Origin of the sequence: Cyclobacterium sp., assembly GCF_014762705.1 — a bacterium.
GTDB lineage: Bacteria > Bacteroidota > Bacteroidia > Cytophagales > Cyclobacteriaceae > Cyclobacterium.
The window spans coordinates 42165-63434 of record NZ_JABURL010000091.1 but is presented as its reverse complement, the minus strand read 5'-3'; the positions used below and the strand labels follow the sequence as shown (position 1 = coordinate 63434).

The 21270-nt window shown below is 40.9% G+C and carries 23 protein-coding genes; 18 read left to right on the top strand and 5 right to left on the bottom strand.

Annotated features, from left to right (window positions below; translation table 11 throughout):
• Nucleotides 1-70 precede the first annotated feature (70 nt).
• The 3 genes from HUJ21_RS17380 to HUJ21_RS17375 all read right to left on the bottom strand — a co-directional run bounded on the left by HUJ21_RS17380 (nt 71) and on the right by HUJ21_RS17375 (nt 2902).
• Nucleotides 71-1054: a hypothetical protein gene (locus HUJ21_RS17380; RefSeq protein WP_366483709.1), complete on the bottom strand. Its 984-nt coding sequence runs from the start codon at nt 1052-1054 to the stop codon at nt 71-73.
• 18 nt (nt 1055-1072) lie between these two features.
• Nucleotides 1073-1342: a hypothetical protein gene (locus tag HUJ21_RS25105; protein WP_317129949.1), complete on the bottom strand. Its 270-nt coding sequence runs from the start codon at nt 1340-1342 to the stop codon at nt 1073-1075.
• Nucleotides 1343-1594: 252 nt separating this feature from the next.
• Nucleotides 1595-2902, bottom strand: coding sequence for an IS1380 family transposase (locus HUJ21_RS17375; protein ID WP_291371872.1), 1308 nt, complete (start codon nt 2900-2902; stop codon nt 1595-1597).
• A 74-nt stretch (nt 2903-2976) separates the two neighbouring features.
• Here HUJ21_RS17375 and HUJ21_RS17370 point away from each other — a divergent pair, with 74 nt between their 5' ends.
• The 18 genes from HUJ21_RS17370 to HUJ21_RS17285 all read left to right on the top strand — a co-directional run bounded on the left by HUJ21_RS17370 (nt 2977) and on the right by HUJ21_RS17285 (nt 19422).
• Complete coding sequence (locus HUJ21_RS17370) at nt 2977-4149, top strand: IS1182 family transposase (RefSeq protein ID WP_291371893.1); 1173 nt, start codon at nt 2977-2979, stop codon at nt 4147-4149.
• 316 nt (nt 4150-4465) lie between these two features.
• Nucleotides 4466-5191: a hydrogenase nickel incorporation protein HypB gene (hypB, locus tag HUJ21_RS17365; RefSeq protein ID WP_144606344.1), complete on the top strand. Its 726-nt coding sequence runs from the start codon at nt 4466-4468 to the stop codon at nt 5189-5191.
• Nucleotides 5191-7521: a carbamoyltransferase HypF gene (hypF, locus tag HUJ21_RS17360; protein WP_186300123.1), complete on the top strand. Its 2331-nt coding sequence runs from the start codon at nt 5191-5193 to the stop codon at nt 7519-7521. The genes hypB and hypF overlap by 1 nt, the downstream gene beginning before the upstream one ends.
• Entirely contained in the window at nt 7499-7816 is a 318-nt protein-coding gene (locus tag HUJ21_RS17355) for a HypC/HybG/HupF family hydrogenase formation chaperone (protein ID WP_144606340.1), read from the top strand. The genes hypF and HUJ21_RS17355 overlap by 23 nt, the downstream gene beginning before the upstream one ends.
• Before the next feature lie 82 nt (nt 7817-7898).
• Nucleotides 7899-9005 carry a hydrogenase formation protein HypD gene (gene hypD, locus HUJ21_RS17350; protein ID WP_144606338.1) on the top strand — a complete coding sequence of 369 codons (1107 nt, stop codon included), beginning with the start codon at nt 7899-7901 and terminating at the stop codon, nt 9003-9005.
• 66 nt (nt 9006-9071) lie between these two features.
• Complete coding sequence (gene hypE / locus HUJ21_RS17345) at nt 9072-10094, top strand: hydrogenase expression/formation protein HypE (protein WP_291371871.1); 1023 nt, start codon at nt 9072-9074, stop codon at nt 10092-10094.
• Between the two features lies 1 nt (nt 10095).
• Nucleotides 10096-11265 (top strand): NHL repeat-containing protein, encoded by a 1170-nt coding sequence (locus HUJ21_RS17340; protein ID WP_144606334.1) that lies wholly within the window; start codon nt 10096-10098, stop codon nt 11263-11265.
• Nucleotides 11266-11277: 12 nt separating this feature from the next.
• On the top strand, nt 11278-11484 hold the full coding sequence (locus HUJ21_RS17335) for a hypothetical protein (RefSeq protein WP_130277242.1): 207 nt from the start codon (nt 11278-11280) through the stop codon (nt 11482-11484).
• Nucleotides 11485-12060: a bifunctional nuclease family protein gene (locus tag HUJ21_RS17330; RefSeq protein ID WP_130277241.1), complete on the top strand. Its 576-nt coding sequence runs from the start codon at nt 11485-11487 to the stop codon at nt 12058-12060.
• A gap of 2 nt (nt 12061-12062) precedes the next feature.
• Complete coding sequence (locus HUJ21_RS17325; protein WP_130277240.1) at nt 12063-12410, top strand: hydrogenase maturation nickel metallochaperone HypA; 348 nt, start codon at nt 12063-12065, stop codon at nt 12408-12410.
• A 76-nt stretch (nt 12411-12486) separates the two neighbouring features.
• A complete protein-coding gene (locus HUJ21_RS17320; protein ID WP_130277239.1) occupies nt 12487-13113 on the top strand; it encodes a TetR/AcrR family transcriptional regulator in 627 nt (208 codons plus the stop codon).
• Nucleotides 13110-13472: a hypothetical protein gene (locus HUJ21_RS17315; protein ID WP_130277238.1), complete on the top strand. Its 363-nt coding sequence runs from the start codon at nt 13110-13112 to the stop codon at nt 13470-13472. Before HUJ21_RS17320 ends, HUJ21_RS17315 begins: the two co-directional genes overlap by 4 nt.
• Nucleotides 13473-13483: 11 nt before the next feature.
• A complete protein-coding gene (locus HUJ21_RS17310; protein ID WP_130277237.1) occupies nt 13484-14098 on the top strand; it encodes a TetR/AcrR family transcriptional regulator in 615 nt (204 codons plus the stop codon).
• 255 nt (nt 14099-14353) lie between these two features.
• On the top strand, nt 14354-15334 hold the full coding sequence (locus HUJ21_RS17305) for a hydrogenase (RefSeq protein WP_130277236.1): 981 nt from the start codon (nt 14354-14356) through the stop codon (nt 15332-15334).
• A gap of 8 nt (nt 15335-15342) precedes the next feature.
• Entirely contained in the window at nt 15343-16935 is a 1593-nt protein-coding gene (locus HUJ21_RS17300; protein WP_130277235.1) for a nickel-dependent hydrogenase large subunit, read from the top strand.
• Between the two features lie 114 nt (nt 16936-17049).
• Nucleotides 17050-17550 carry a hydrogenase maturation protease gene (locus HUJ21_RS17295; protein WP_130277234.1) on the top strand — a complete coding sequence of 167 codons (501 nt, stop codon included), beginning with the start codon at nt 17050-17052 and terminating at the stop codon, nt 17548-17550.
• Nucleotides 17551-17635: 85 nt separating this feature from the next.
• A complete protein-coding gene (locus HUJ21_RS17290) occupies nt 17636-17908 on the top strand; it encodes a hypothetical protein (protein WP_291371870.1) in 273 nt (90 codons plus the stop codon).
• Nucleotides 17905-19422, top strand: a complete 1518-nt coding sequence (locus HUJ21_RS17285) for a hypothetical protein (protein ID WP_144606330.1) — start codon at nt 17905-17907, stop codon at nt 19420-19422. Before HUJ21_RS17290 ends, HUJ21_RS17285 begins: the two co-directional genes overlap by 4 nt.
• Before the next feature lie 44 nt (nt 19423-19466).
• On the opposite strand, the gene HUJ21_RS17280 is transcribed toward HUJ21_RS17285, so the two are convergent.
• Both HUJ21_RS17280 and HUJ21_RS17275 read right to left on the bottom strand, forming a co-directional pair.
• Complete coding sequence (locus HUJ21_RS17280) at nt 19467-20234, bottom strand: ABC transporter ATP-binding protein (protein WP_144606328.1); 768 nt, start codon at nt 20232-20234, stop codon at nt 19467-19469.
• A 1-nt stretch (nt 20235) separates the two neighbouring features.
• Nucleotides 20236-21267, bottom strand: coding sequence for an iron ABC transporter permease (locus tag HUJ21_RS17275; RefSeq protein ID WP_144606326.1), 1032 nt, complete (start codon nt 21265-21267; stop codon nt 20236-20238).
• Nucleotides 21268-21270: the final 3 nt, after the last annotated feature.

The following is a 21270-nucleotide window of genomic DNA, read 5'->3' as shown; positions in this document are numbered from 1 at the left end:
TGTAGTCATTATCTTTTACACAGCAGTAAAAAGAATCCCGTGTGGATGAGTCACCCACACGGGAGTTCCGTCAGAAACTAATCACCGCTTCAACCACGACTCCACTAAATTCAGCCCCGGCAAAACGCCCTGTCCAAGCATTGCCTTCATATTGCTGCTTCATGTACTCAACTTTTGTTAAAACGTTCTTTGAAATAAACCAGCCTCCACCAAAGTTGATCCGGCTGATATCGAGGTTCTCTGATGCACTTTCACGCATCTTGCCACTCACTGTATTGTATCTGCCCCCAAGATAGAAACGCTCATCAGCTCCAAACCGGTACAATACCTCTGCGGCAATTTGTGTAAATGCCCCCTCTGTGTCAGCTTGAGGTGCTGTGAATTCGTTGCTCCCATCGGCCAATTCATATATCCCGAAGAATTCCAGTCCCTTGAATTTGATGAATGGATTGATCTGTAAGGCGGTAAGTTTTGTGAATCTGGCATTGAACCTTCCATCTCTTGGACCTCCTTCAGCAACTCCATTGGCATCAGGTAATGTGTACAATACATTATAATACCTGGTCCCTGCCCTGTCACCACCATATAACCAGGTTCCAGTTGATGTACCATTATTGATATACCAGGAACCTGTTAACCGCACTCTGAAGTCTTCATTAAGTTGCTTGTCAAATCCAAGTTTGCCATAAAATGATGGCTTGTTGTCGGTATTATCGTTCACCGTTACATTTTGATTGAGCTTACCGTTTGTGAGCCCAACCACCGCCAATAAACCATTCTTTTGAACTGTAAGCTCTCCGAATGCCTCGGTCGAGAATGCATCCATAAGATAATTCCCCACAAAGGGGTTGAAAATACCTCTGGCATTGTCTGTTCTCCTGAAACGTGCGTCCCCATAGTTGAACTCATCTAACCCTATGGTAATACTTGCATATTTCATCACTCCCTCCAGAAACCCAGGTTTAACAAAGTCAAGATTATCCACTCTCATGTATCCACCCTTAATCCATGCTTCGTTGTGTGCTCTGGAAGAAAGATAGGTCCTAAGATGCATGCGAACTCCGTCCAATACCTAGACGTCCAGGTTGAGGTTGGCAGACGGCAAATTGAAGTCTGATCCCAGTTTGGTCAGGTTACCTGCCGTATTGCTTTGCCTAATACCTTGAAATTGCATGGCGAAATCACCGCCTACTCTTACTTTGAGGCCATCAAAGATAACTGTATCCTCTTTTGAGGGCTCGAATACATTCAGGCCGTTTTTATCGTTTGGCCTGAAATACTGCAAGGCCGGTTGCTGGGCATACACTACGCCAGATGCCAATATTAGAATGGCAACAAGCAAGGATTGAATTATTTTATTTCCTAAAATCCGCAGGATTTTAGTTTGGAGATTTGAATCTGCTTGTTTGTGTTCATTTTTGGTCTAGTTTAGGAATTTCTCCCATTTGATTGAAGTGTATTTGTAGTTTTGAGACAATGGATTTTAGGTTTGAGGGTGAAGTGGACGGTTTAGACCTTTAATTTTTATGGAAAAGGCATACCTCTTCCCTATAAATCTTTGTTTTTTGAGCTCCTGAGGGGTTTTTATCTGAATTTAGTTCAAAATCGGCTTGTAATCCTTACTCGTGAACAGTTTGAGCACTTCTCTTCTTCCCGTTCTTATCCACTTGGCTGAAACAGTGATAAATCTGAAGATAAACTTCTTGAGCCTGTCGGTAGGCTTAAGCCAATCAACTTTTCTGGAATATTCTCCAATAATATAGGTGTAAAAATTGGCATACATAGCCGTCATAAGCATAAAGGAAGTATTCTCTGCCAGAAACGAACAGGGCAACTTAGACCAGCCAAAGTCGTTGTTGAGTACATCAAACAAGCGTTCGCTTGCACCCCGGGCGTTATAAAACCTTACAACAGCTTCATTGGACGATGTATGTTCATTGGTCAGAATAGCCCTATAAGTAAATGCATCTCCACTGAATACATCTGCTTGCCCATCTTTACGCCTGATTCTGGTAATGACCAGCCTGTAAGACCTGTCTTTACCGAAAGGTTTGTAGTCGGATAGGTCAGTAACTTCCATTTCCTGTACACCCAAACGTATTTTCTGCCACTTCTCAGGGGCTATACTTCCAAGGATATTATCCAGTTTGGCACATCTGTTTGCCCGTATATAAAAGCTTTCGGTATGTGCTTCCAGTGTGCGGAGAACTTCTTCCTGATAGGATGCTGAATCGGCTCTGAACCTTCCGATACGGATATTTTCATTGGTAAGCTGCCCAAACATGCGTGTAAGTGTATCAGCCTGCAGATATTTGGCCTGACTGTTGCCATTTCTGCCCTCTACGTACACAGGAATGGCCTGTGAAAATTCAGGGTGTGCTATGGAGGCTATACCTGGCTGATATCCATAGACGTGTTTATATGTTTTATTTGCATCGTACTTTTCAGTTGGAATGACGGTGTTGTCATAATCGAGGTCGTAAGCAACACCTGACTTGAGTAATCCGGTCTTACAAGCTGATTTTAACAACAAGTTGTTGAGCTTTCCATTGATATTAAATTCATGGCTCACTCCACTGGACGGGTTTATAAACATCTCTGTATCAACAGCAAGCTCTTTGATTCCCCTTAAAATTGTATCTGTACTGCATACTGAAAATGAAGGGATCTGTTCCAGAGCGTCTCTCAGGTGGACATTGATATCCTCAGTACAATCTCCACCATTAAAGAAAATTGCCATATGATTGGCAAAAATGTCGCTGTATGAAAACCCTCCTCTTAAGCTCCTGACTCCTAAATGATTATCAATGAGTTCTGGGAGACCAGAATTTTTGAAAGAGTTAAAAACAAAATTAAAACCTCCGAAAGGTGTGATTTTTTCTGTCGAATTCGTAATTTTCATACCGCTTATCAAGGATGGGTAGTAACACCTAAATAAGTGAAAAAAAACGAGCCGGAAAAGCCTGAATTGAATAAATTCAGCCACTTTTTCGGCTTTTTTTAAATCCGCACTGCGGATTTAAGGTATATACTGACGGTACCAAAATAGAGGCCAATGCAAACAGGTACAGCTTTGTATGGGGGAAAACCATAAAGAAAAGCAGGGAACGGATAAGCAGACAGCTTGAGGAACTCTGGGATTATGCTTCCAAAGTGGCCAAAGATGAGCTCGGACAGCCTGAAGAGAAGTTTGAAAATCCAAGTCCGGAGAAAGTACGGGAGACAGTTGAAAAGATCAACGCAGCGCTTGAGGGCAAGGAAGTTGATCCTAAAGTAAAGCAGAAACTCAGGTATGCAGGAAAGAACTGGCCGGAAAAGCTTGCCGAATACGAACAGAAAGAAGAGGTTTTACAGGGCCGTAACAGTTATTCGAAGACCGATCAGGATGCTACTTTCATGAGGATGAAGGAAGACCATATGAAAAATGGCCAGCTCAAACCGGGCTACAACCTGCAGCTCAGCACACACGGACACTTTGTGGTAAACTACAGCATACACCAGAACGCCAACGACATCAATACACTCATTCCCCACCTGGAATCGTACTATAATCTTTACGGTACATATCCGGAGACACTTACCGCAGATGCGGGATACGGAAGTGAAGAAAATTACTCAGCACTTGAAAAAAACGGCACCAAAGCATACGTGAAGTACAACTACTTCCATAAAGAACTCAGAGAAGAGGGAAGAAAAAACAGGGAACGTGGACTGCTTGACAATCTTCACTATGACAATATCAGGGATATTTACATATGCCCAATCGGACAGCCAATGGAAAGAAGCGGGACCAGAATAAGAACCACTTCATCAGGATATAGACAGGAGTATGCAAAATATACAGCAACAAAGTGCGCCGGATGCCCACTGGCAGCTTCATGCAAACCCATGAAGGATGAAAAGACTATTGAGGTAAACAGAAAACTTGAAAGATATAAATCCGAAGCAAAGAAAAGGCTGACCTCACCTCAGGGACTGGAAAAAAGAAAACGCAGGGCCACAGACGTTGAACCTGTTTTCGGACACCTTAAGCAGAACAAAGGAATGAAGCGCTACATGCTCAGAGGACTGGACAAGGTAGATATTGAAACAGGACTCCATTTAATAGCCCATAACATCGCCAAAATGACCGCATTAAAGGCAGGTTAGCTTTAAAGAAGCCTTCTGGTCACTCAAACAGGCAGGGATTTTCCATTACCGAAATAGAAAATGAAAAAGTTAAAGAAATGGCACAAAACAAGAATTTTTGAACAGCATTCAAAAAAACAGAGGCCGATTTAATGAAAATCGGCCTCTATCGCTCATTTGGGGCTATTCTGTGAATTTAAATTTATTCTGAGACAGCCTCTTCATTTTTTTAAGTTAAGGCATCTGTTGGTAGGCCTAAATGATTTTTAGAAAAAAATTACTAAATCACTGCTTAAGGTTTTTTTAATGGTATATTGGAAAAAAACACGATTACATTATGTCCAATACCAAAGTACCTAAGTCCAGTAAAAATGTCAGGGGTACCATTACCTGTGACAATACCACCATCCATTTGCTTCAGGCCAATGATTTTGTGGCAGAGAGTATCCGCAATCAGATGGCGGAAAAAAAAGTGCTGATGATCAACATCACCTCATCTGCTGGAAGCGGTAAAACCACACTTATGCAAGAAACAGTCAAACGATTAAAGGATGAGATAAGCATGGGTATTCTTGTTGGTGACCTTGAAACGGAAAGAGATGCAGACCGCATCAAGGAAGTAGGAGGGAGAGCTTTACAGATTGTGACGGGAGGTATTTGCCATTTGGAGGCCCAGATGGTGTGGCAGGCTCTAAAGAGTTTTGATATTTCCGGTTTGGATGTGCTCTTCGTTGAAAATGTAGGCAATTTAGTTTGTCCAGCCTCTTTTGATCTTGGGGAAGATTATAGGGTTACACTTATTGCCACCACAGAAGGTGATGATAAGCCTCAAAAGTATCCTAAAATGTTTTTGACCAGCGAAATGATGTTGGTTTCCAAGGCAGACCTTCTGCCTTATCTCCCATTTAGCGTCGAGGCGGTCACCAATGATGCCAGGGCCATTAATCCCAGTATCGAGGTAATTGAAGTTTCTTCTTTGGACGGAACGGGCATTGAGGCTTGGTGTAATTGGCTAAAAGCTAAAATCAAAGAGAAAAAATCATCAGATTCAGTTGCTGTCTAGTGCCATTTTGGAGCGTTCATATTGAAGGACAGGTGCAGGGAGTGGGGTTTAGGCCACACGTTTCGCGCATTGCTCAAGCAAAGGGCTTGGGCGGTAAGGTATTCAATACAAGCAAAGGAGTAACCGTAGAAGTCTATTGTTCAAAACTTGATCTCGATGAGTTTTTGGAAGAATTACAATCCAAGCTTTCGCCACTGGCAGTAATTTCCAATTTACAGATTGAGCAAATTTCCAACATAGGAGACATTACCAAGGATTTTCAGATTCTACCCTCTCAAGAAGGTGAGAGTAAGAGTGCCAACGTCAGTCCAGATTTTGGAGTTTGTATGTCCTGTCAATCGGAGTTGTTAAATCCAAATAGCAGGCGCTATCAATATCCTTTTATTTCCTGTACACAATGCGGTCCCAGGTATTCTATCCTAAGAGGCATTCCTTATGATAGGCATCGCTCATCCATGGGGAATTTTGAGATGTGTTCTTCTTGTATGGATGAATATCACGACGAACATGACAGGCGCTTTCACTCCCAAACCAATTCATGTCCTGATTGTCCAATAGATTTGAGGATTTTTCCCGAAACGGGTCCTACTATTTCTAAGCCCATTGATTTTGTAGATCATGCCGTAACTATTATCCAATCAGGTGGAATTCTTGCAGTAAAGGGAACAGGAGGCTTTTTATTGCTAACAGATGCTACCAATTCGGATGCTGTAAAATTACTCAGAAAAAGAAAGCAGAGGCCCAGAAAACCCTTAGCCTTGATGGTTCATGATGAAAATATGCTTTCAGATTTTTTCACAGTTTCACATGAAGAAATAGAGTTGTTAAGGTCAGCTGCCCGGCCCATTGTGCTTTGCAAACCGAAGGAATATACTGCTCTTCATGGCACTCAAGCTTGGGTTGCTCCAGGTCTTTCTCTTTTAGGTGTTTACTTGCCTGCAGACCCATTGATGTTCCTTATTTCCAGAAAAGTTGGCAAACCGATTATTGCCACTAGCGGTAACCTTCACCTAAGCCCCTTGCAATTTAAAGATCAAGAAGCCATACAAAATCTTCTCGGAATTGCCGATGCCGTCATTTATCACAATAGGGAAATCCATTTCCCTCAAGATGATAGCGTTTTGCGCATTGCTGAAAATTCCCAACAAAAAATAATTCTGAGAAGGAGCAGGGGCTTGGCCCCGTCTTTTTGGAATAAGGTCAGGATAAAAACTGAGCTTCCGATTTTAGCATTAGGGGCTGATTTAAAAGCTACTTTTGCACTTTGGGATGTGTATAATGTTTATGTGAGTCAGTACTTAGGAAACCTGGACAGTTTTGATACACAGGAGAGATACCTGGACACTTTGACCAAGTTTTTAGACCTTACTGGTATCCAACCTCAGCAAATATTGATGGATAAGCATCCTTTGTACCATAGCAGAAGGTTTTCAGGCAATTTCCCTCATGTGAATGTTACAGAAGTTCCCCATCATGAAGCACACTTTGCCGCCTTGCTTTGGGAACATGCTGCTCTTGATGCTGATGAACCCATCTTGGGAGTGATTTGGGATGGGCTGGGATTTGGAAATGATGAAGCTTTATGGGGCTCAGAATTTTTTGTTTTCAATTCAGGAGAATTTGAGCGGGTTTGTTCTTTTGACTATTTTGATTATATCCTGGGGGACAAAATGTCCATTGAACCACGACTTTCGGCTTTGGTGCTTTATTATCATACAGGAGAACCGCTTGACTTCCTCAAAGAAAAGTATTCTACTACCGAATGGGTACTTTATACCAAAATGCTTGATAAAGGTGGCCATGCCCAAACCAACAGCATGGGGAGGATTTTTGATGCGGTCTCTTCCATCTTAGGGCTTTGTGATTTCAACACCTATGAAGGGGAGGCCGCCATGCTATTGGAACAATTGGCCAGGAACTACTTTGACGCAAATGGTCATGCTGCTACCCAATCTTATTTTATGGATTCCATTGTAAAAGATAAGATTTCGGGTGCTGATTTAATTTCTCAAATAATAAAGGATAAGTCAAACGGCTTGGATTCAGGCCTTATTGCTGCCAAATTTCATCTGACCTTGGTTCACATCATTTCTCAAGTCATCCAAAATACATCTTGTAGGAAAATTGGATTTTCAGGAGGAGTTTTCCAAAATGCCCTTTTGGTTGATTTGCTTCAGCAATACTTGGGGGATGAATATCAACTTTTATTCCATGAACAGTTGTCACCCAATGACGAGAATATATCCCTTGGCCAAATGGCCTGGTATCATATAAAAAATAGATCACAAAACCTTAAAATAAAATCTTATGTGCTTGGCGATTCCCGGTAAAATAAAAAGTATAGAGACCATGTATGATGGTCTGGTCAGAATGGCTAAAATCCAATTTGGAGGCATTATAAAGCAGGCCAGCCTTGAAATGGTTCCCCAAGCAAAAGTTGGGGATTATGTGCTTGTCCATGTTGGCGTTGCCATCAGTATTGTGGACGAGGAGGAGGCAATGAAATCATTCGAATACCTAGAGCAGATTGGTGAAATTGATGAATTGATCGAACATACCCAAACCGACAGGAACGACCTGCCTTCCATCAATTCAAGTAAAAGCCAATCGGCGGATGGTGCTTAAGGTTATATTATAAGCAAGGCTTGATTTTTAAATTTCTTGCTCTAAAAACAATAAACTCACTTAACCACAAAATCTGATCGAAATGAAATACCTATCGGAATACAGAAATCCTGAATTGGTAAAGAAATATTTAGATGAAATACGCCAATCCTGTACAAAACCTTGGATGATCATGGAAGTGTGTGGAGGACAGACCCACAGTATTGTGAAAAATGGATTGCTCCAATTGCTTCCCAAAGAAATTACCATGGTTCATGGACCAGGTTGTCCGGTTTGTGTGACGCCCATGCACCTGATAGATAAAGCAGTTTATCTGGCGCTTAAAGAAAAGGTGATTTTATGTTCCTTTGGAGATATGTTAAGGGTGCCGGGGTCTACAGATAGTTTATTGGAAGCCAAGTCCAAGGGAGCGGATGTAAGGATATTGTATTCTCCTTTGGAAGCTGTGAAATTGGCCAAGGATAATCCTAATAAACAGGTGGTTTTCTTTGCGGTGGGCTTTGAGACCACTGCGCCTGCCAATGCCCTTTCTGTGCTTCATGCCCACAGGGAGGGATTGGAAAATTACTCCATTCTGGCTTCTCATGTCCTTGTGCCTCCAGCTATAGATGCTGTGATGAATGATGATTTGGTAAATATACAGGGTTTTCTTGCAGCAGGACACGTATGTACAATTATGGGAATTGGGGAATATGGCCCTCTGGTAGAGAAATACCAAGTACCTATTGTCGTTACAGGGTTTGAGCCTGTAGATATTTTGCATGGGATATTAATGGTAGTCAAGCAATTAGAAAAAAGTGAGCATAAACTTGAAAACCAGTATGCCAGAGTAGTCAGGCCGGAGGGCAATCCGGAGGCAAGAAAAGTGATTGAGGAGGTTTTTGAAATTACGGATAGGGAATGGAGAGGAGTGGGGAATATCCCCTTAAGTGGATATCAAGTAAAAGAGCAGTATGCAGCATTTGATGCCAATAAAAAATTCTCTATCAAAATACCCAAAGTGGAGGAAAACCCGGAATGTATTGCAGGTCAGGTCTTGAAAGGGATAAAGAAACCACATGAATGCCCACAGTTTGGAAAAGGTTGTACACCGGAAAGACCACTTGGTGCGCCTATGGTAAGCAGTGAAGGCGCCTGTGCTGCTTATTACCATTTTTCCAAAATCAGCGGTCAGTTAACTGAAGCCTGACACTTAAAACCAGAATAAATTTAATTTATGTCGGATTATAAAAGTATTTTATCGGCATCTTGTCCAATGCCCAAGCTAGATTTTGAGATCATCACTATGGGACATGGTAGTGGGGGCATGCTTACCCACAAACTTCTGGATGCGGGGGTTTTTGATGTCCTTTCCAATGAATACCTCGACAAGCAACATGACGGGGCTGTCTTTGACGTAACTCCTGGAAAGATGGCATTTACCACAGATAGCTATGTGGTTTCTCCCATATTTTTTCCGGGAGGAAATATTGGGGAACTGGCGATCAATGGGACGGTGAATGACCTTTGTATGTGTGGCGCCAAAGCGGCGTTTATTTCATTGTCTTTTATCATTGAGGAAGGTTTACGGGTAAGTGATTTTTGGGAAATATTATTGCATATCAAACAGGCAGCAGATCATGCCGGAGTCAAAATAGTAACAGGGGACACCAAGGTAGTAGAGCGTGGAAAAGGGGATAAGATTTTTATCAACACAAGTGGTGTTGGAAAGGTACATCCAGAAGCAGCTATATCGGTTGACCGAATCAAAACAGGGGATAAAGTGATTATATCCAATGATATTGCAAGGCACGGTATTGCCATCATGAGTGTGAGGGAGGGCTTGGAATTCGAATCCGATATAGAAAGTGATACCTGTCATTTCAATCATATAGTAGAGCAGCTTTTGGAAGATTTTGGAAATGGAATTCACTTTTTAAGGGATGCTACCAGAGGCGGATTGTCCACCATTTTGAATGAGGTCTCCCAGTCTCTATCCAAAGGAATTGCCATTCACCAAAAAGACATCACCGTAGATGAATCAGTCGCAGGAGCTTGTGAATTATTGGGTTTGGACCCACTATATGTAGCCAATGAAGGAGTTTTTGTGGCATTTGTAGAGGCTTCTATTGCGGATCAGGTGGTCCAAAAATTAAAAAGTTGGGAAAATGGGTTGCATGCAGCAGTGATTGGAGAAGTTGCCGACCAACATCCCGGTCAGGTGGTATTCCATAGTCAAATTGGAGGGAGAAGGGTTGTCAATATGTTGGTTGGGGAGCAGTTGCCGAGAATTTGTTGATATGGATAAAAAAGAACCAAATATAGTGCTGAATATTACCTTGAAAAGAGCTCCTGCTCCTTCCGTAAGCCCTGCTAAGGAAATTCCAATAATTGAGGGTAAAAGTAAGTTTTTTTTAGGGGATACGGAGAGTCCATTTCTTGCCCCAAGAGGAGTATATGTTCATGGCAATAAACTATTGGTGTCTGATACAGGGCAAAACAGGGTTTTCATTTGGCATCAGATTCCCAAGAGTGAAAAGCAAAAACCAGATTTGATTATCGGTCAATCTGATTTAAAGAATACCGGTAGAAATGAAGGTGGAGAAGCTTCTGCCCAATCCCTTCAATATCCTTCGGCAGTATGGACTGATGGGAAAAAGTTAATTGTAGCAGATGCATGGAACCATAGGGTTTTGATATGGAAGGAATTTCCTCAGCAAAATCATCAACCTGCGGATGTTGTGTTGGGTCAGGAGGATTTTCAAGGTAACCTACCCAATAGAAAAGGAGTTAACTCAGACCCTTCCGCTGAATCTCTTTATTGGCCATACGGGATAGCTGTGCATGATGAAAGATTATTTGTGGCTGATACCGGTAATAGAAGGGTACTGGTTTTTAATCAAATCCCTGAATGTTCAGGGCAAGCGGCAGATGCGGTTATTGGCCAAAAAAATTTGGAAAGTAGAAGCTATGATCCAGAGAATGCCATTTGGCCTTATGGAGTTGCCCTTGGGCCAAAAGGAGAGTTGGCCATTACAGATACACAGTACTATAGGGTCCTCCTTTGGAATCATTGGAAAGATTCGTTAAATCAGCAAGCGACATGTCTTGTTGGCCAACCCAATTTTGAGTCCAATGGGCAAAACCAATTTGGCTTATCACCAGGTCCAAATACATTGAATTGGTGTTATTTTGCAGGATTTTACAAAGAGGGGGTTTTTGTAAATGATACAGGGAATTCGAGAATTCTCTGGTTTGAAAAAATTCCTAAAGAGCATGGTGTATCTGCGGACGCTTTGATTGGTAAGCCGGATTTTTATACGGGCAGTGAATTTGGGGAGACAGTATTTGGCACTGAAAAGTCTCTGTACTGGCCTTTCAGTTTTAGTATGTTTCCTGCGAAAAATCAAATAGTAATTGCTGATACAGGTAATCATCGGATCGTATTGTGTGATTTACAAATGTCTTAAAAAGGTTAACATATGAATGGGACAGAGAGCTTGTTAGAAATGATGAAGCAATTTAACCTGCCGGTTTTGACTCAGCATGGGAAGCATATCGAGACACAGAATGGCTATGTAATTGAGGTAGAAGGCCCTGCTCTTTATAAGCTCATCCATTTGGGTGATGTCATCGCTCCGTTTGATGACCTTGAGGAACTATGTGGATTTATTAAAACTTACAGCTAAATGAAGGATACTTTAGAATTGGTGGAAGTTTTTATCGTTGCCATGTCACCAAGTACGAATTTCCCTGGTAAATTCGCTTTGATTTTGGAGGACTTGGATAAAAAAAACAGGTTTCCTTTGCTTATTGGCGAGGCTGAAGCTTTATCCATTGGGGTTGCTTTGGAGCAGATTAAAACCCAGCGGCCACTTACCCATGACCTTTTTTTCGATGTGGTGAGTTTGTTTCACGCCAAAGTGGAATATGTTTGGATTAAAGAGATCAAGGATAATATTTTTAAGAGCGAAATTGTTTTCAAAACGGCTGAGCGTAAGGAGCTGTGCGTGGACAGCAGGACATCTGATGCTATTGCCTTAGCCTTAAGGTTTGATAGCCCGATCTTAATTCCTAAGCAACTTTTGGAGGAACAACGCATAGATATGGACATTTATGTAGGGGAAAGCAAGCGAACTGCCTTTTCTTCGTATACCATGGAAGAATTGGAGAACCTCTTACAAAAGGTACTGGAAAAGGAAGATTATCAAAGCGCTGTCAGGATAAGAGAGGTAATTGCAAAGAGAAAAAATATTAATAACTAATCATGCACGAAATATCATTGGTCAAAAATATTTTCGGATCCCTTGACTCAGTCTATCCGGAAAAGGAAAGAAAAAGAATTAAAAAGATCCATATGAAAGTTGGGCTACTTTCCAATGTTGAGCCCATTTTGATGCAAAATGCATTTGAAGCGGTAGTGGCTACAGAAAGAAAAGAGTATAGGGATTGCGAGCTTTGTATTGAAGTATTGCCTATTTTAGTACATTGCGATGAATGTAATAAAGAATCGGAAGTGGTTAATTATAAGTTTGTTTGTTCTTGTAATAAACCTACCAATAAGGTAACCCAGGGAAATGAGTTGTTGATTTCAGGGGTTGAACTTATTGATTGACTTCCTTCGAGCCAAAGCCGTTTGATTGTCAAACCTAGTGTGAAGCATATGCCTGAAGACTAAATTCCCGATTACAATGCCTAGGAAAGATACCAAAACAAGAATTAAGGAGGTAGCCCTGAAACTTTTTAACAGGGATGGTTTCGTCAATGTTAGATTACAGCACATTTCAGATGTCTGTGGGCTTAGTTTGGGAAATATTGGTTACCATTTCAGAACAAAAAATGATATTCTTTATGCCTTATTCAGTGACTTTGTGGAAGAACAAAAGCTTTTACTGTCTGAATTTCGTGTTTTGCCACTTTTTGAAGATTTTAACCGTTTTCTCAATTCTAATTTTGACTTACAAAAACGGTATGTGTTCTTTTACAAAGATGCTCTGGACTTGACCAGGTTGTATGAAAACATTTCGAAGCAATACAGGGAACATTTGACCTGGCAAGAGCTACAATTGCAAGGAATGTTGGTTTTCAATGAAGCAAGGGGGGCTTTGGACTCAAAAGGGAATCAGGATTTCGTACAAAAAATGTCCTCGCTTTTGGTTTGGGCCAGTGAAAGTTGGATCAGTAGGCAGGCAGTAACAGGTGCAGAAGAATTGGATAAAAGTAGCTATCTGGAAATGGTTTGGTTTTTGTTGAGGCCTTACTTTACGGATACAGGAATAGAAGAATTTGAAAATAGGGTTATAATACATGAACTATGAAAAAAAATCCGGTTTTAGATTTTCAAACGTATAATTGGTTACTTCGCTCCATCAATCAATTATCATTGTATGAGGATAGATTGGGAAACGAGACAGAATTTAATTTCTTGCGATCCAACGAATGGCTTGTAGATACTGCTGTAATAGACAGGTTGATTTACCGAAGAGGAGCTTTTAGAATAGATCTTGTTTTTGCACATCATAAACAACCCTTAAAGTTCTTGGTCCGAAACATTACAGTCCAATCAGATAGAAAAAAGGCGGAAATTATGTCCCAGTTGTTTAGGCGACAAGCAGCAAAAGATCAACGGGGAACATTGATGATCAAAGAGGGGTTATTAAATTTGGATTATAATTAACAGCTGGGAAAATGTCTAAAACTAAAGACAGAATTTTAGAAGCAGCGATAAGCACTTTTAATGAACATGGGGTAGCCAATGTAAGGTTGCAACAGATAGCGGATGCTGCGGATATAAGCGTAGGAAACTTAGCTTATCACTTTAAAAACAAAGAGGCAATAGTTTCTCATGTCTATGACTTCATTTTTAGTGAGTTCTCTGAAATATTGTCTGATTATCTTTTTATAGAGAACTTTCAAGGACTGGACAGAAATCTCGAGCAATACTATGCTTTTTTCATGAAGTACCGCTTTTTCTTTACGGACATGTTTGAGATAGAGCGAAATTATCCAGATATCCTGGAGAAATGGCACAAGTATTCCAACCGGATGTTATTACAGGTCAAATCCAGGATTGAATTTGATGTTCAGCGGGGTGTCCTTGTTCCTCAATCTGATGAAATGAATGAGTTACTTTCCAGTAATATCTGGATGTCTATAATTTTTTGGTTACCGCAGAGAATATTAAGAGGGCTTCCAGCTGAGGAGAAACTTTTCAAAGAGGCCGTTTGGAGTCAAATGACACCCTACCTGACAGACAGGGGAGAAGAAGAGTTTGTGGCTTATATATATCCCATTCTTATCTAAGCTCTTTTTTATTACATAAACTGATAAAATCCAAGGATTTAAGATTAGTATGCTTTCAAAACCCTCTCAGTTATCATTTTTCTAATTTTTAGAAAAATTTTTCTAAAAATTAGAAAAAAATATTCAAAAAAAATTAGGAAACGCTTTCTAATTTGATTGAGAATTTTTAAATTTAATATCATTGCTTGATTTCAATATTTTGTTTTGTGATCAAGTGAATTTCATTTAACAATTTAACCTAAAACAACAACTTAAATGGCAAATGTTCTTTGGTTGCAAGGAGGGGCATGTAGTGGTAACACCATGTCTTTTTTAAATGCAGAGGAGCCAACTGTAGTGGAATTGGTAACCGATTTTGGTGTCAATATTCTCTGGCATCCATCTATAGGTCTTGAAATAGGCCATCAGGTCTCTGACCTTTTGGAAAGCATCGTTGCTGGTAAAACCCAACTGGATATTCTGGTTTATGAAGGTTCCATCGTACAAGGGCCAAACGGAACCGGTACGATGAATTATTTTGCTGAAAGGCCTATGATGGATTGGATCAAAGACTTGTCCAAAGTTTCAGGCTATGTGGTCGCGATAGGTGACTGCGCAACTTGGGGAGGTATTCCAGCGGTGCCGCCAAATCCTTCTGAAAGTACCGGAATGCAATTTCTCAAAAAAGAGAAAGGAGGTTTTTTGGGTGCTGATTATGTTTCCAAAGGAGGATTACCGGTAATCAATATCCCAGGATGCCCCGCGCACCCTGATTGGATTACCCAAATTTTAGTAGCCATTTCTACAGGAAGAATAGGGGACGTTTTATTGGATGAGTTTCATCGACCTAAAACCTTCTTCACCGATTTTGTTCAGACAGGTTGTCCAAATGCCATTTCATTTGCCCAAAAAGTGGATGGTCAGTTCGGTAAACGGGGCGGATGCTTATTTTACGAAGTAGGCTGTAGAGGTCCCATGACCCGTGCTAGTTGTAACCGTATATTATGGAACCGCCAATCCAGTAAGACCAGGGCAAACCATCCTTGCTTAGGCTGTACAGAGCCTGGCTTCCCTCACAATGATCTTGTAAAAGGCTCTGTTTTCAAAACCATGAAATACTTGGGTTTTTTACCAAAGTCAGTCCCGGCCGGTAATACCAAAGCAGGGTACTATGCGAGAGCCGGATTTGAAAAAGCGATGGGTACCCTGGATAAGGTGATTGTAGGAACAAGACCTCAATTTGAAAGCTCAAAATAACCAAAACAATGTCAACATATAAAGAATTAAATATATCTCCGGTCGGACGTGTAGAAGGAGACTTGGACGTAAAAGTGTATATGGAAAACGGGGTAGTGACAAGAGCACATACCCAGGCTGCCATGTTCCGTGGTTTTGAACAAATCATGGCCGGAAAAGACCCTCAGTCTGGGCTAATAGTCACCCCAAGAATTTGTGGGATATGTGGTGGGTCACACCTGTATTGTGCCTCCTCTGCCTTAGATACCATATGGAAGACACAGCTCACTCCAAATGCCCTTTTGTTAAGGGCTATAGGACAGGCTACTGAGACGCTACAGAGTATACCAAGGTGGTTTTATGCCATTTTTGCCACCGATATGGCCAATAAAAAGTTTGCGAATAAGCCGCTATATGAAGAAGTGACCAAAAGATTTGCAGCATATGTGGGTACTTCCTTTCAAACTGGCTTAACTGCCTCTGCTTTGCCGGTGGAGGTCTATGCTATTTTTGGAGGACAATGGCCACATTCCTCTTATATGGTTCCAGGAGGTGTAATGTGCGCCCCCACCTTGAAAGATATCACAAGAGCACATGCAATCCTGAATCATTTCAGAAACAGATGGTTGGAGACAAACTTCCTAGGCGGCTCTATAGAAAGGTATTTACAAATAAAATCATGGGATGATATGTTGGCCTGGGTAGAGGAAAATGAAAGTCAGAGAAATAGTGATTTGGGACTGTTTATCAGAGCCGGTCTAGAATTTGGAATAGATAAGTTTGGACAGGGAGTAGGCAAATTTATCGCCTATGGTACTTATTTGCACAAGGATAGATATAATCATCCGACCATAGAGGGGAGGAATGATGCGGTTATTTCAGCTGGAGGATTTTATGATGGATCCAAATTTCACCGCTTAAACCATCTGGATATTCAGGAGCATGTGGATCACGCTTGGTACAAACAAGTTCCACCTGCCCACCCTTGGGATGAGCCTATTCCGACACCGGTACCTTCTCAGAATCTGGAAAATACTGATTTTTCAGGTAAGTATAGTTGGTCTAAAGCTCCGAGATATATGGGGTTTGCTGCTGAAGCAGGTCCATTATCCAGGGTGATTATGGCAGGAAATCCTGATAATTTGGAGCACCAAAACAGAGACCCTTTGTTTTTGGATATCATGGATAAATTAGGACCTTCTGTATTTACAAGAACTTTGGCCCGGCTTCATGAGGCCCCAAGAATCTATGAATATTTGAATGAATGGCTCAGTCAGATAGATCTGGACGGTGAATTCTACATCAAGCCAGAAGAAAGAGATGGAAAAGGATGGGGAGCAACTGAAGCGGCCCGTGGTGCTTTGGCACATTGGGTTGAGATCAAAAATGGTGTGATTGAAAATTATCAAGTGATGGCCCCAACCACATGGAATGTAGGCCCAAATGATGGTAAAGGAAACCCTGGCCCTATCGAAGCAGCGCTCGAGGGAACTGAAATCGAAGATCCGCATGATCCCGTAGAAGTGGGTATGGTGGCGAGGTCCTTTGATAGCTGCCTTGTATGTACAGTTCATGCCCATGATGGAAAGAGTGGAAAAGAATTGACCAAGTTTAAATTATAATGCCTTCCCCAGCTAAAAAGTGGAATCCTGGAAAGGCTTCCACTTTTTTATTTTCATAACTTGGCATTTGTCAAGTTTTAGGGATTTCCACTGTTATTTACTCTTTTAGAAATCATGATAAAAACTGCCATACTTGGATTTGGTAACCCTGTGAGAAGTGATGATGCTGTAGGTTGTGAGGTAATTCGCTTATTAAAAGATAAGTTGAATCCTGTTAATGAGCACTTGACCATTATTGATATGGGGACTTCAGCCTTCGAGGTCTTGTTTTCGCTTAAAAATCATGATAGGATTTTACTCATAGACGGTGTCATACATTCTGGCCACGAAGACGGAAGTCTATTTAAATTGCCTGCTGAGGAGATCCAATCAGCCATACAAGATGATCCCATGGTTTTTCTGCACAGTCTCAAGTGGGACCAAGCGCTCTCCTACGCCAAAAAAATCTTTAGGGATGAATTTCCTGAAGACAATATCACCGTTTATTTGATAGCAATCACAGATACTAAATTAAGCGTTGGTATGTCAGAAGTCATCCAACGATCTGCGCACAACTTGGCCAATAAAATTATTGAAGATTTAGAACTATTTGAGAAAAATGGAAAGGGCCTTTGATTTCAATCAAAATATTCCACAGCAAAGCAAAATACTGGATACTCCTGTTCAACTCCAAAATCAACACCTGATTATCCAAAATGATTTGGCAAACCAGGTGATTGGTGAGGAAAGACAAACCTATGCGGCGATGATGCCAGAAGAAAGGAAAATTCTTTTGACAAAGGCAAGTAATAAGGCGTTTAAGGCAAAGTTTAAACCCATTATGCTATTTGTCAAACAAAAGAATATTAAAGGGGACAAATCAATTTCCTTACAAGAGTTTTTTGCAGATCATCCTGATTTATCTCAAGAAAATCAGGTGCTGAAATATAGTTTTGACGAAAAAGAAGGTATTTTAGAAATACATATTTTATGATCAAGTTATTCTGTCACATTGGCTTATGGGAAGAAATAAAAGATGCCGTTTATTTCGATTTTAAAATTCAAGAATGGCTCACATTTGCAGATATTGAGACCATTAAGCCTTCAGCATCTGCTAACCATCTTATCGTGGATAAAGGGTATATTACCCTGCCTGTTGATTGGCAAAATGCAATGCCTCCCTATCTCCTTCCGGAAAAAATTTTATTCAGTGAAAAGGCACTTTTGGCCTTAGTCATGATAAGATTGGGAGAATTTGAGAAATCCTTGCAACTTATTTCATTTTCCCCGACACTAAAATCAGAATTTCAAATCATTATCGGTTTGATGGAAGGCGGCGAAATAGATCCTCGGCTGATTTCTGTAGAGAGTTATGAGGAGTTTGATGACTATAGGCTGATGCATAATCATGCCGTGGTAAGACATTATGGCCATGTAAAAGATGCCTCTAAAGTGGACTATTATTACCAGGAAGCTACGATGTCTGCCCCAACTGAGGAATACGCTGCATTTTCAGCCTTTCATTATTTCAATTATCTGTTTGATGAAGGGAGATTTGCTGAAGCGGAGGGACAATTGAGAAGAATTCATACAGCAGAAATTTCCCAAGAAGGAAAAATGAAAATACAGGCTACATTGGCCCATCTATCCACGCAGTTGTTAAGCCCTCCTTATGATGAGAAAGGTTTGACAGTATTAAAAGATAAGTTGTGGCAATGCGTCACCTACTATGATATTCACGGGTTTAAAGTAGAAGAAGCGCAATGTCTTTTGGACGCTGGGATGATAGCCAGCTTTTCTGAAAGCTTTTCAGAAGCATTGGGCTACTATACCAGAGCCATCAAGCTTTTTCAGGAAGAGGGAATGGAAGAATTTGCCCATCAAGCCTTATTGCAAAAGGCAAGACTGCTAACCACTTGGTCTCAAAAAGGCAATCCTCAGTTTTTTAAACCGGCTATGGAAGCCTATCAACAGGCCAGTAGGTTTTTTACGAAGGAATATTTCCCCTTGGCCTATGCAGAGATTCAAGAAAGCTTAGGGATCATTTATTCAGAAATCCCTGATGAAGCGAAAAAGAAAAGTGTTTGGGCGGCAGTTTCAGCTTCGTGCTTTGCAGAGGCCTTGACCATTTTTACCAAAGAAGAATTCCCTTACGATTATGCCAGAGTCTGTACCCATTATGGGAACGCTTTGATGAAATACCCACAAGCTGTAAGGTCAGATAACTTTGTAAAAGCACTTAGCTATTTTCAAGAGGCTTTGGCTGTCAGGGATGCGGAAAATTTTCCGATTGAAAGAAGTATTACTTTATTGAATTACTTAGAAGCTTCATGGTATGCCGATAATTCTTCTGATGAAAACAATCCCGGCAGGCTTCATGAGATGCAAATGCGGATCGATGAATTGATGGACATCCACGCAGGTGAAGAATTTATGCGTGAGGCCCAGCAACATCAAGAAAAATTGAACCAACTTAAAAATATTATTGCAGAAGAAGGGGAAAGTTAGTGGAATTCAGGCATTTAATTTATGGTGTAACAAAATCAACCCAACTAACTCATTCGAGGAAGGACCATCTTTTTGTTTGCAACAGCTTCCAAGGTACACATGGTACCATAAACCTGCTGTAGTAACTGCTCTGTCATCACTTCTTTTGGTGGACCGTCAGCAATCAACTTCTTATTGTCCAAAATGAGTACGCGGTCACAAAACCAAAGTACATGATTGGGATCATGGGTGCAGACCAGGACTGATTTTCCCTCCTTCTTCAATTGTAACAATGTACGCCAAATCAGCAATTGATTTTTAAAATCCAACGAGGAAGTGGGTTCATCCAATAACATCAATTTGGTCTCCTGGGCCAGTGCCCGTGCGATTAAAACCATTTGCCGCTGTCCACCACTTAGCTGATTAAAGGGTTTATCCGCTAAATCCACTAAAGAAAGTGCTTGTAATGCCTCTTCTACTTTGAAGTATTGCTCATCTGATATTTTAAAAAAATTAGCGATGCGTGAAGTTCTTCCCATGAGAACCATTTCTCTGACCAAGTAAGGGAAAGTAATGGGATGATCTTGAGGGACATAAGCTACTTTTTTGGCGATTTCGATGATTTTATGTCGTTTGGCATTGATTCCATCAAAAGAAATGCTCCCCCTTTTTGCATGTATAAAGCCCATAATACACTTAAAGAGTGTGGACTTTCCACTTCCATTAATACCCAAAATAGCACATAGCTCCCCGGCTTTCAAAGCAAAACTGACATCCTGAAAAACAGGTTTGGTATCATACTGAAAACTTAATTGATCTACTTGCAGCAACATGTTATACGGTTTTCGTTCTTAGTAAATAAATCAGATAAGGAGCACCTAAGATTGAAGTAAGAATACCAATCGGGATTTCTCCAGTGGCCATATTTCTGGCAAGGGTATCACAAAAAAGTAAGAATAAGGTTCCAATTAAAGCGGATAATGGAATTACATAACGGTTATCAGGCCCAATGATCATTCTTGCTGCATGGGGAACCATCAATCCTACCCAGGCTATAATGCCTACGTAGGCCACCGAAAGGGATGTTAAAACTGTAGCACACAGGATCAGGATAATCTTATTTTTTTTCGGGTCCACACCTAAGCTCTTGGCTTCTTCATCTCCAATCGAAATCACATTCAACTTCCATCCTAACAACCAAACGAGTCCGGATACAGGAATGATTATTGGAGCTAAAAGATAGATTTCATTCCAACCGCTGTGGTAGAATCCTCCTAAAAGCCAAAATACTATTTCTCTTAGAGCGGCATCGTTGGATAAATATTTTAAAATAGAAACTAGGGATGAAAAGAAAGAACCTATGACCACCCCTGCTAAGATTAAGGATAATGTTTGAATCTGTCCCCTGACAACTCCCAGGGACAAGGTCAGTAAGACTGTCAATCCGGCAAAAAGAAAGGCGGATAATGGAATAGAAAAAAACATGGCAGGAAAAACGATGGCCATCGAAGCCCCGAAAGCCGCACCACTGGACACTCCAAGGATATAAGGCTCCACCAAAGGATTCCTAAAACAAGATTGGAAGATGTTTCCGGAAATGGATAAGGCACTGCCAACCAAAACTGCCAATATGATTCTTGGCATTCGAATTTCCCAGATGATTAACCTTGCCAAAACCCCTCTTTCCGTGGCAGGAAGCGGAAGACTTTTGGTCTGAAAGATCCCATTTAATACCTCCTTTATTGATAAGTCATATGGGCCAATACTCAGAGAAATCAAGGCTGTCAAGATCACGAAAATCCCCAGAATTAGAAGAAGTGGCTTCTTTCTAGTGTAATGTTTTTTGGAAACAAATACCTTATGCATGGT

Excerpts from the sequence above, each read along its gene's own strand:
- hypD (WP_144606338.1), top strand. The coding sequence starts at position 7,899 with ATGAAATACCTATCGGAATACAGAAATCCTGAATTGGTAAAGAAATAT.
- HUJ21_RS17355 (WP_144606340.1), top strand. The coding sequence starts at position 7,499 with ATGTGCTTGGCGATTCCCGGTAAAATAAAAAGTATAGAGACCATGTAT.
- HUJ21_RS17325 (WP_130277240.1), top strand. The coding sequence starts at position 12,063 with ATGCACGAAATATCATTGGTCAAAAATATTTTCGGATCCCTTGACTCA.
- hypB (WP_144606344.1), top strand. The coding sequence starts at position 4,466 with ATGTCCAATACCAAAGTACCTAAGTCCAGTAAAAATGTCAGGGGTACC.
- HUJ21_RS17295 (WP_130277234.1), top strand. The coding sequence starts at position 17,050 with ATGATAAAAACTGCCATACTTGGATTTGGTAACCCTGTGAGAAGTGAT.
- HUJ21_RS17310 (WP_130277237.1), top strand. The coding sequence starts at position 13,484 with ATGTCTAAAACTAAAGACAGAATTTTAGAAGCAGCGATAAGCACTTTT.
- HUJ21_RS17300 (WP_130277235.1), top strand. The coding sequence starts at position 15,343 with ATGTCAACATATAAAGAATTAAATATATCTCCGGTCGGACGTGTAGAA.
- HUJ21_RS17305 (WP_130277236.1), top strand. The coding sequence starts at position 14,354 with ATGGCAAATGTTCTTTGGTTGCAAGGAGGGGCATGTAGTGGTAACACC.
- HUJ21_RS17335 (WP_130277242.1), top strand. The coding sequence starts at position 11,278 with ATGAATGGGACAGAGAGCTTGTTAGAAATGATGAAGCAATTTAACCTG.
- HUJ21_RS17320 (WP_130277239.1), top strand. The coding sequence starts at position 12,487 with ATGCCTAGGAAAGATACCAAAACAAGAATTAAGGAGGTAGCCCTGAAA.
- HUJ21_RS17340 (WP_144606334.1), top strand. The coding sequence starts at position 10,096 with ATGGATAAAAAAGAACCAAATATAGTGCTGAATATTACCTTGAAAAGA.
- HUJ21_RS17315 (WP_130277238.1), top strand. The coding sequence starts at position 13,110 with ATGAAAAAAAATCCGGTTTTAGATTTTCAAACGTATAATTGGTTACTT.
- HUJ21_RS17280 (WP_144606328.1), bottom strand. The coding sequence starts at position 20,234 with ATGTTGCTGCAAGTAGATCAATTAAGTTTTCAGTATGATACCAAACCT.
- HUJ21_RS17285 (WP_144606330.1), top strand. The coding sequence starts at position 17,905 with ATGATCAAGTTATTCTGTCACATTGGCTTATGGGAAGAAATAAAAGAT.
- hypE (WP_291371871.1), top strand. The coding sequence starts at position 9,072 with ATGCCCAAGCTAGATTTTGAGATCATCACTATGGGACATGGTAGTGGG.
- HUJ21_RS17380 (WP_366483709.1), bottom strand. The coding sequence starts at position 1,054 with ATGCATCTTAGGACCTATCTTTCTTCCAGAGCACACAACGAAGCATGG.
- HUJ21_RS17375 (WP_291371872.1), bottom strand. The coding sequence starts at position 2,902 with ATGAAAATTACGAATTCGACAGAAAAAATCACACCTTTCGGAGGTTTT.
- HUJ21_RS17330 (WP_130277241.1), top strand. The coding sequence starts at position 11,485 with ATGAAGGATACTTTAGAATTGGTGGAAGTTTTTATCGTTGCCATGTCA.
- HUJ21_RS17275 (WP_144606326.1), bottom strand. The coding sequence starts at position 21,267 with ATGCATAAGGTATTTGTTTCCAAAAAACATTACACTAGAAAGAAGCCA.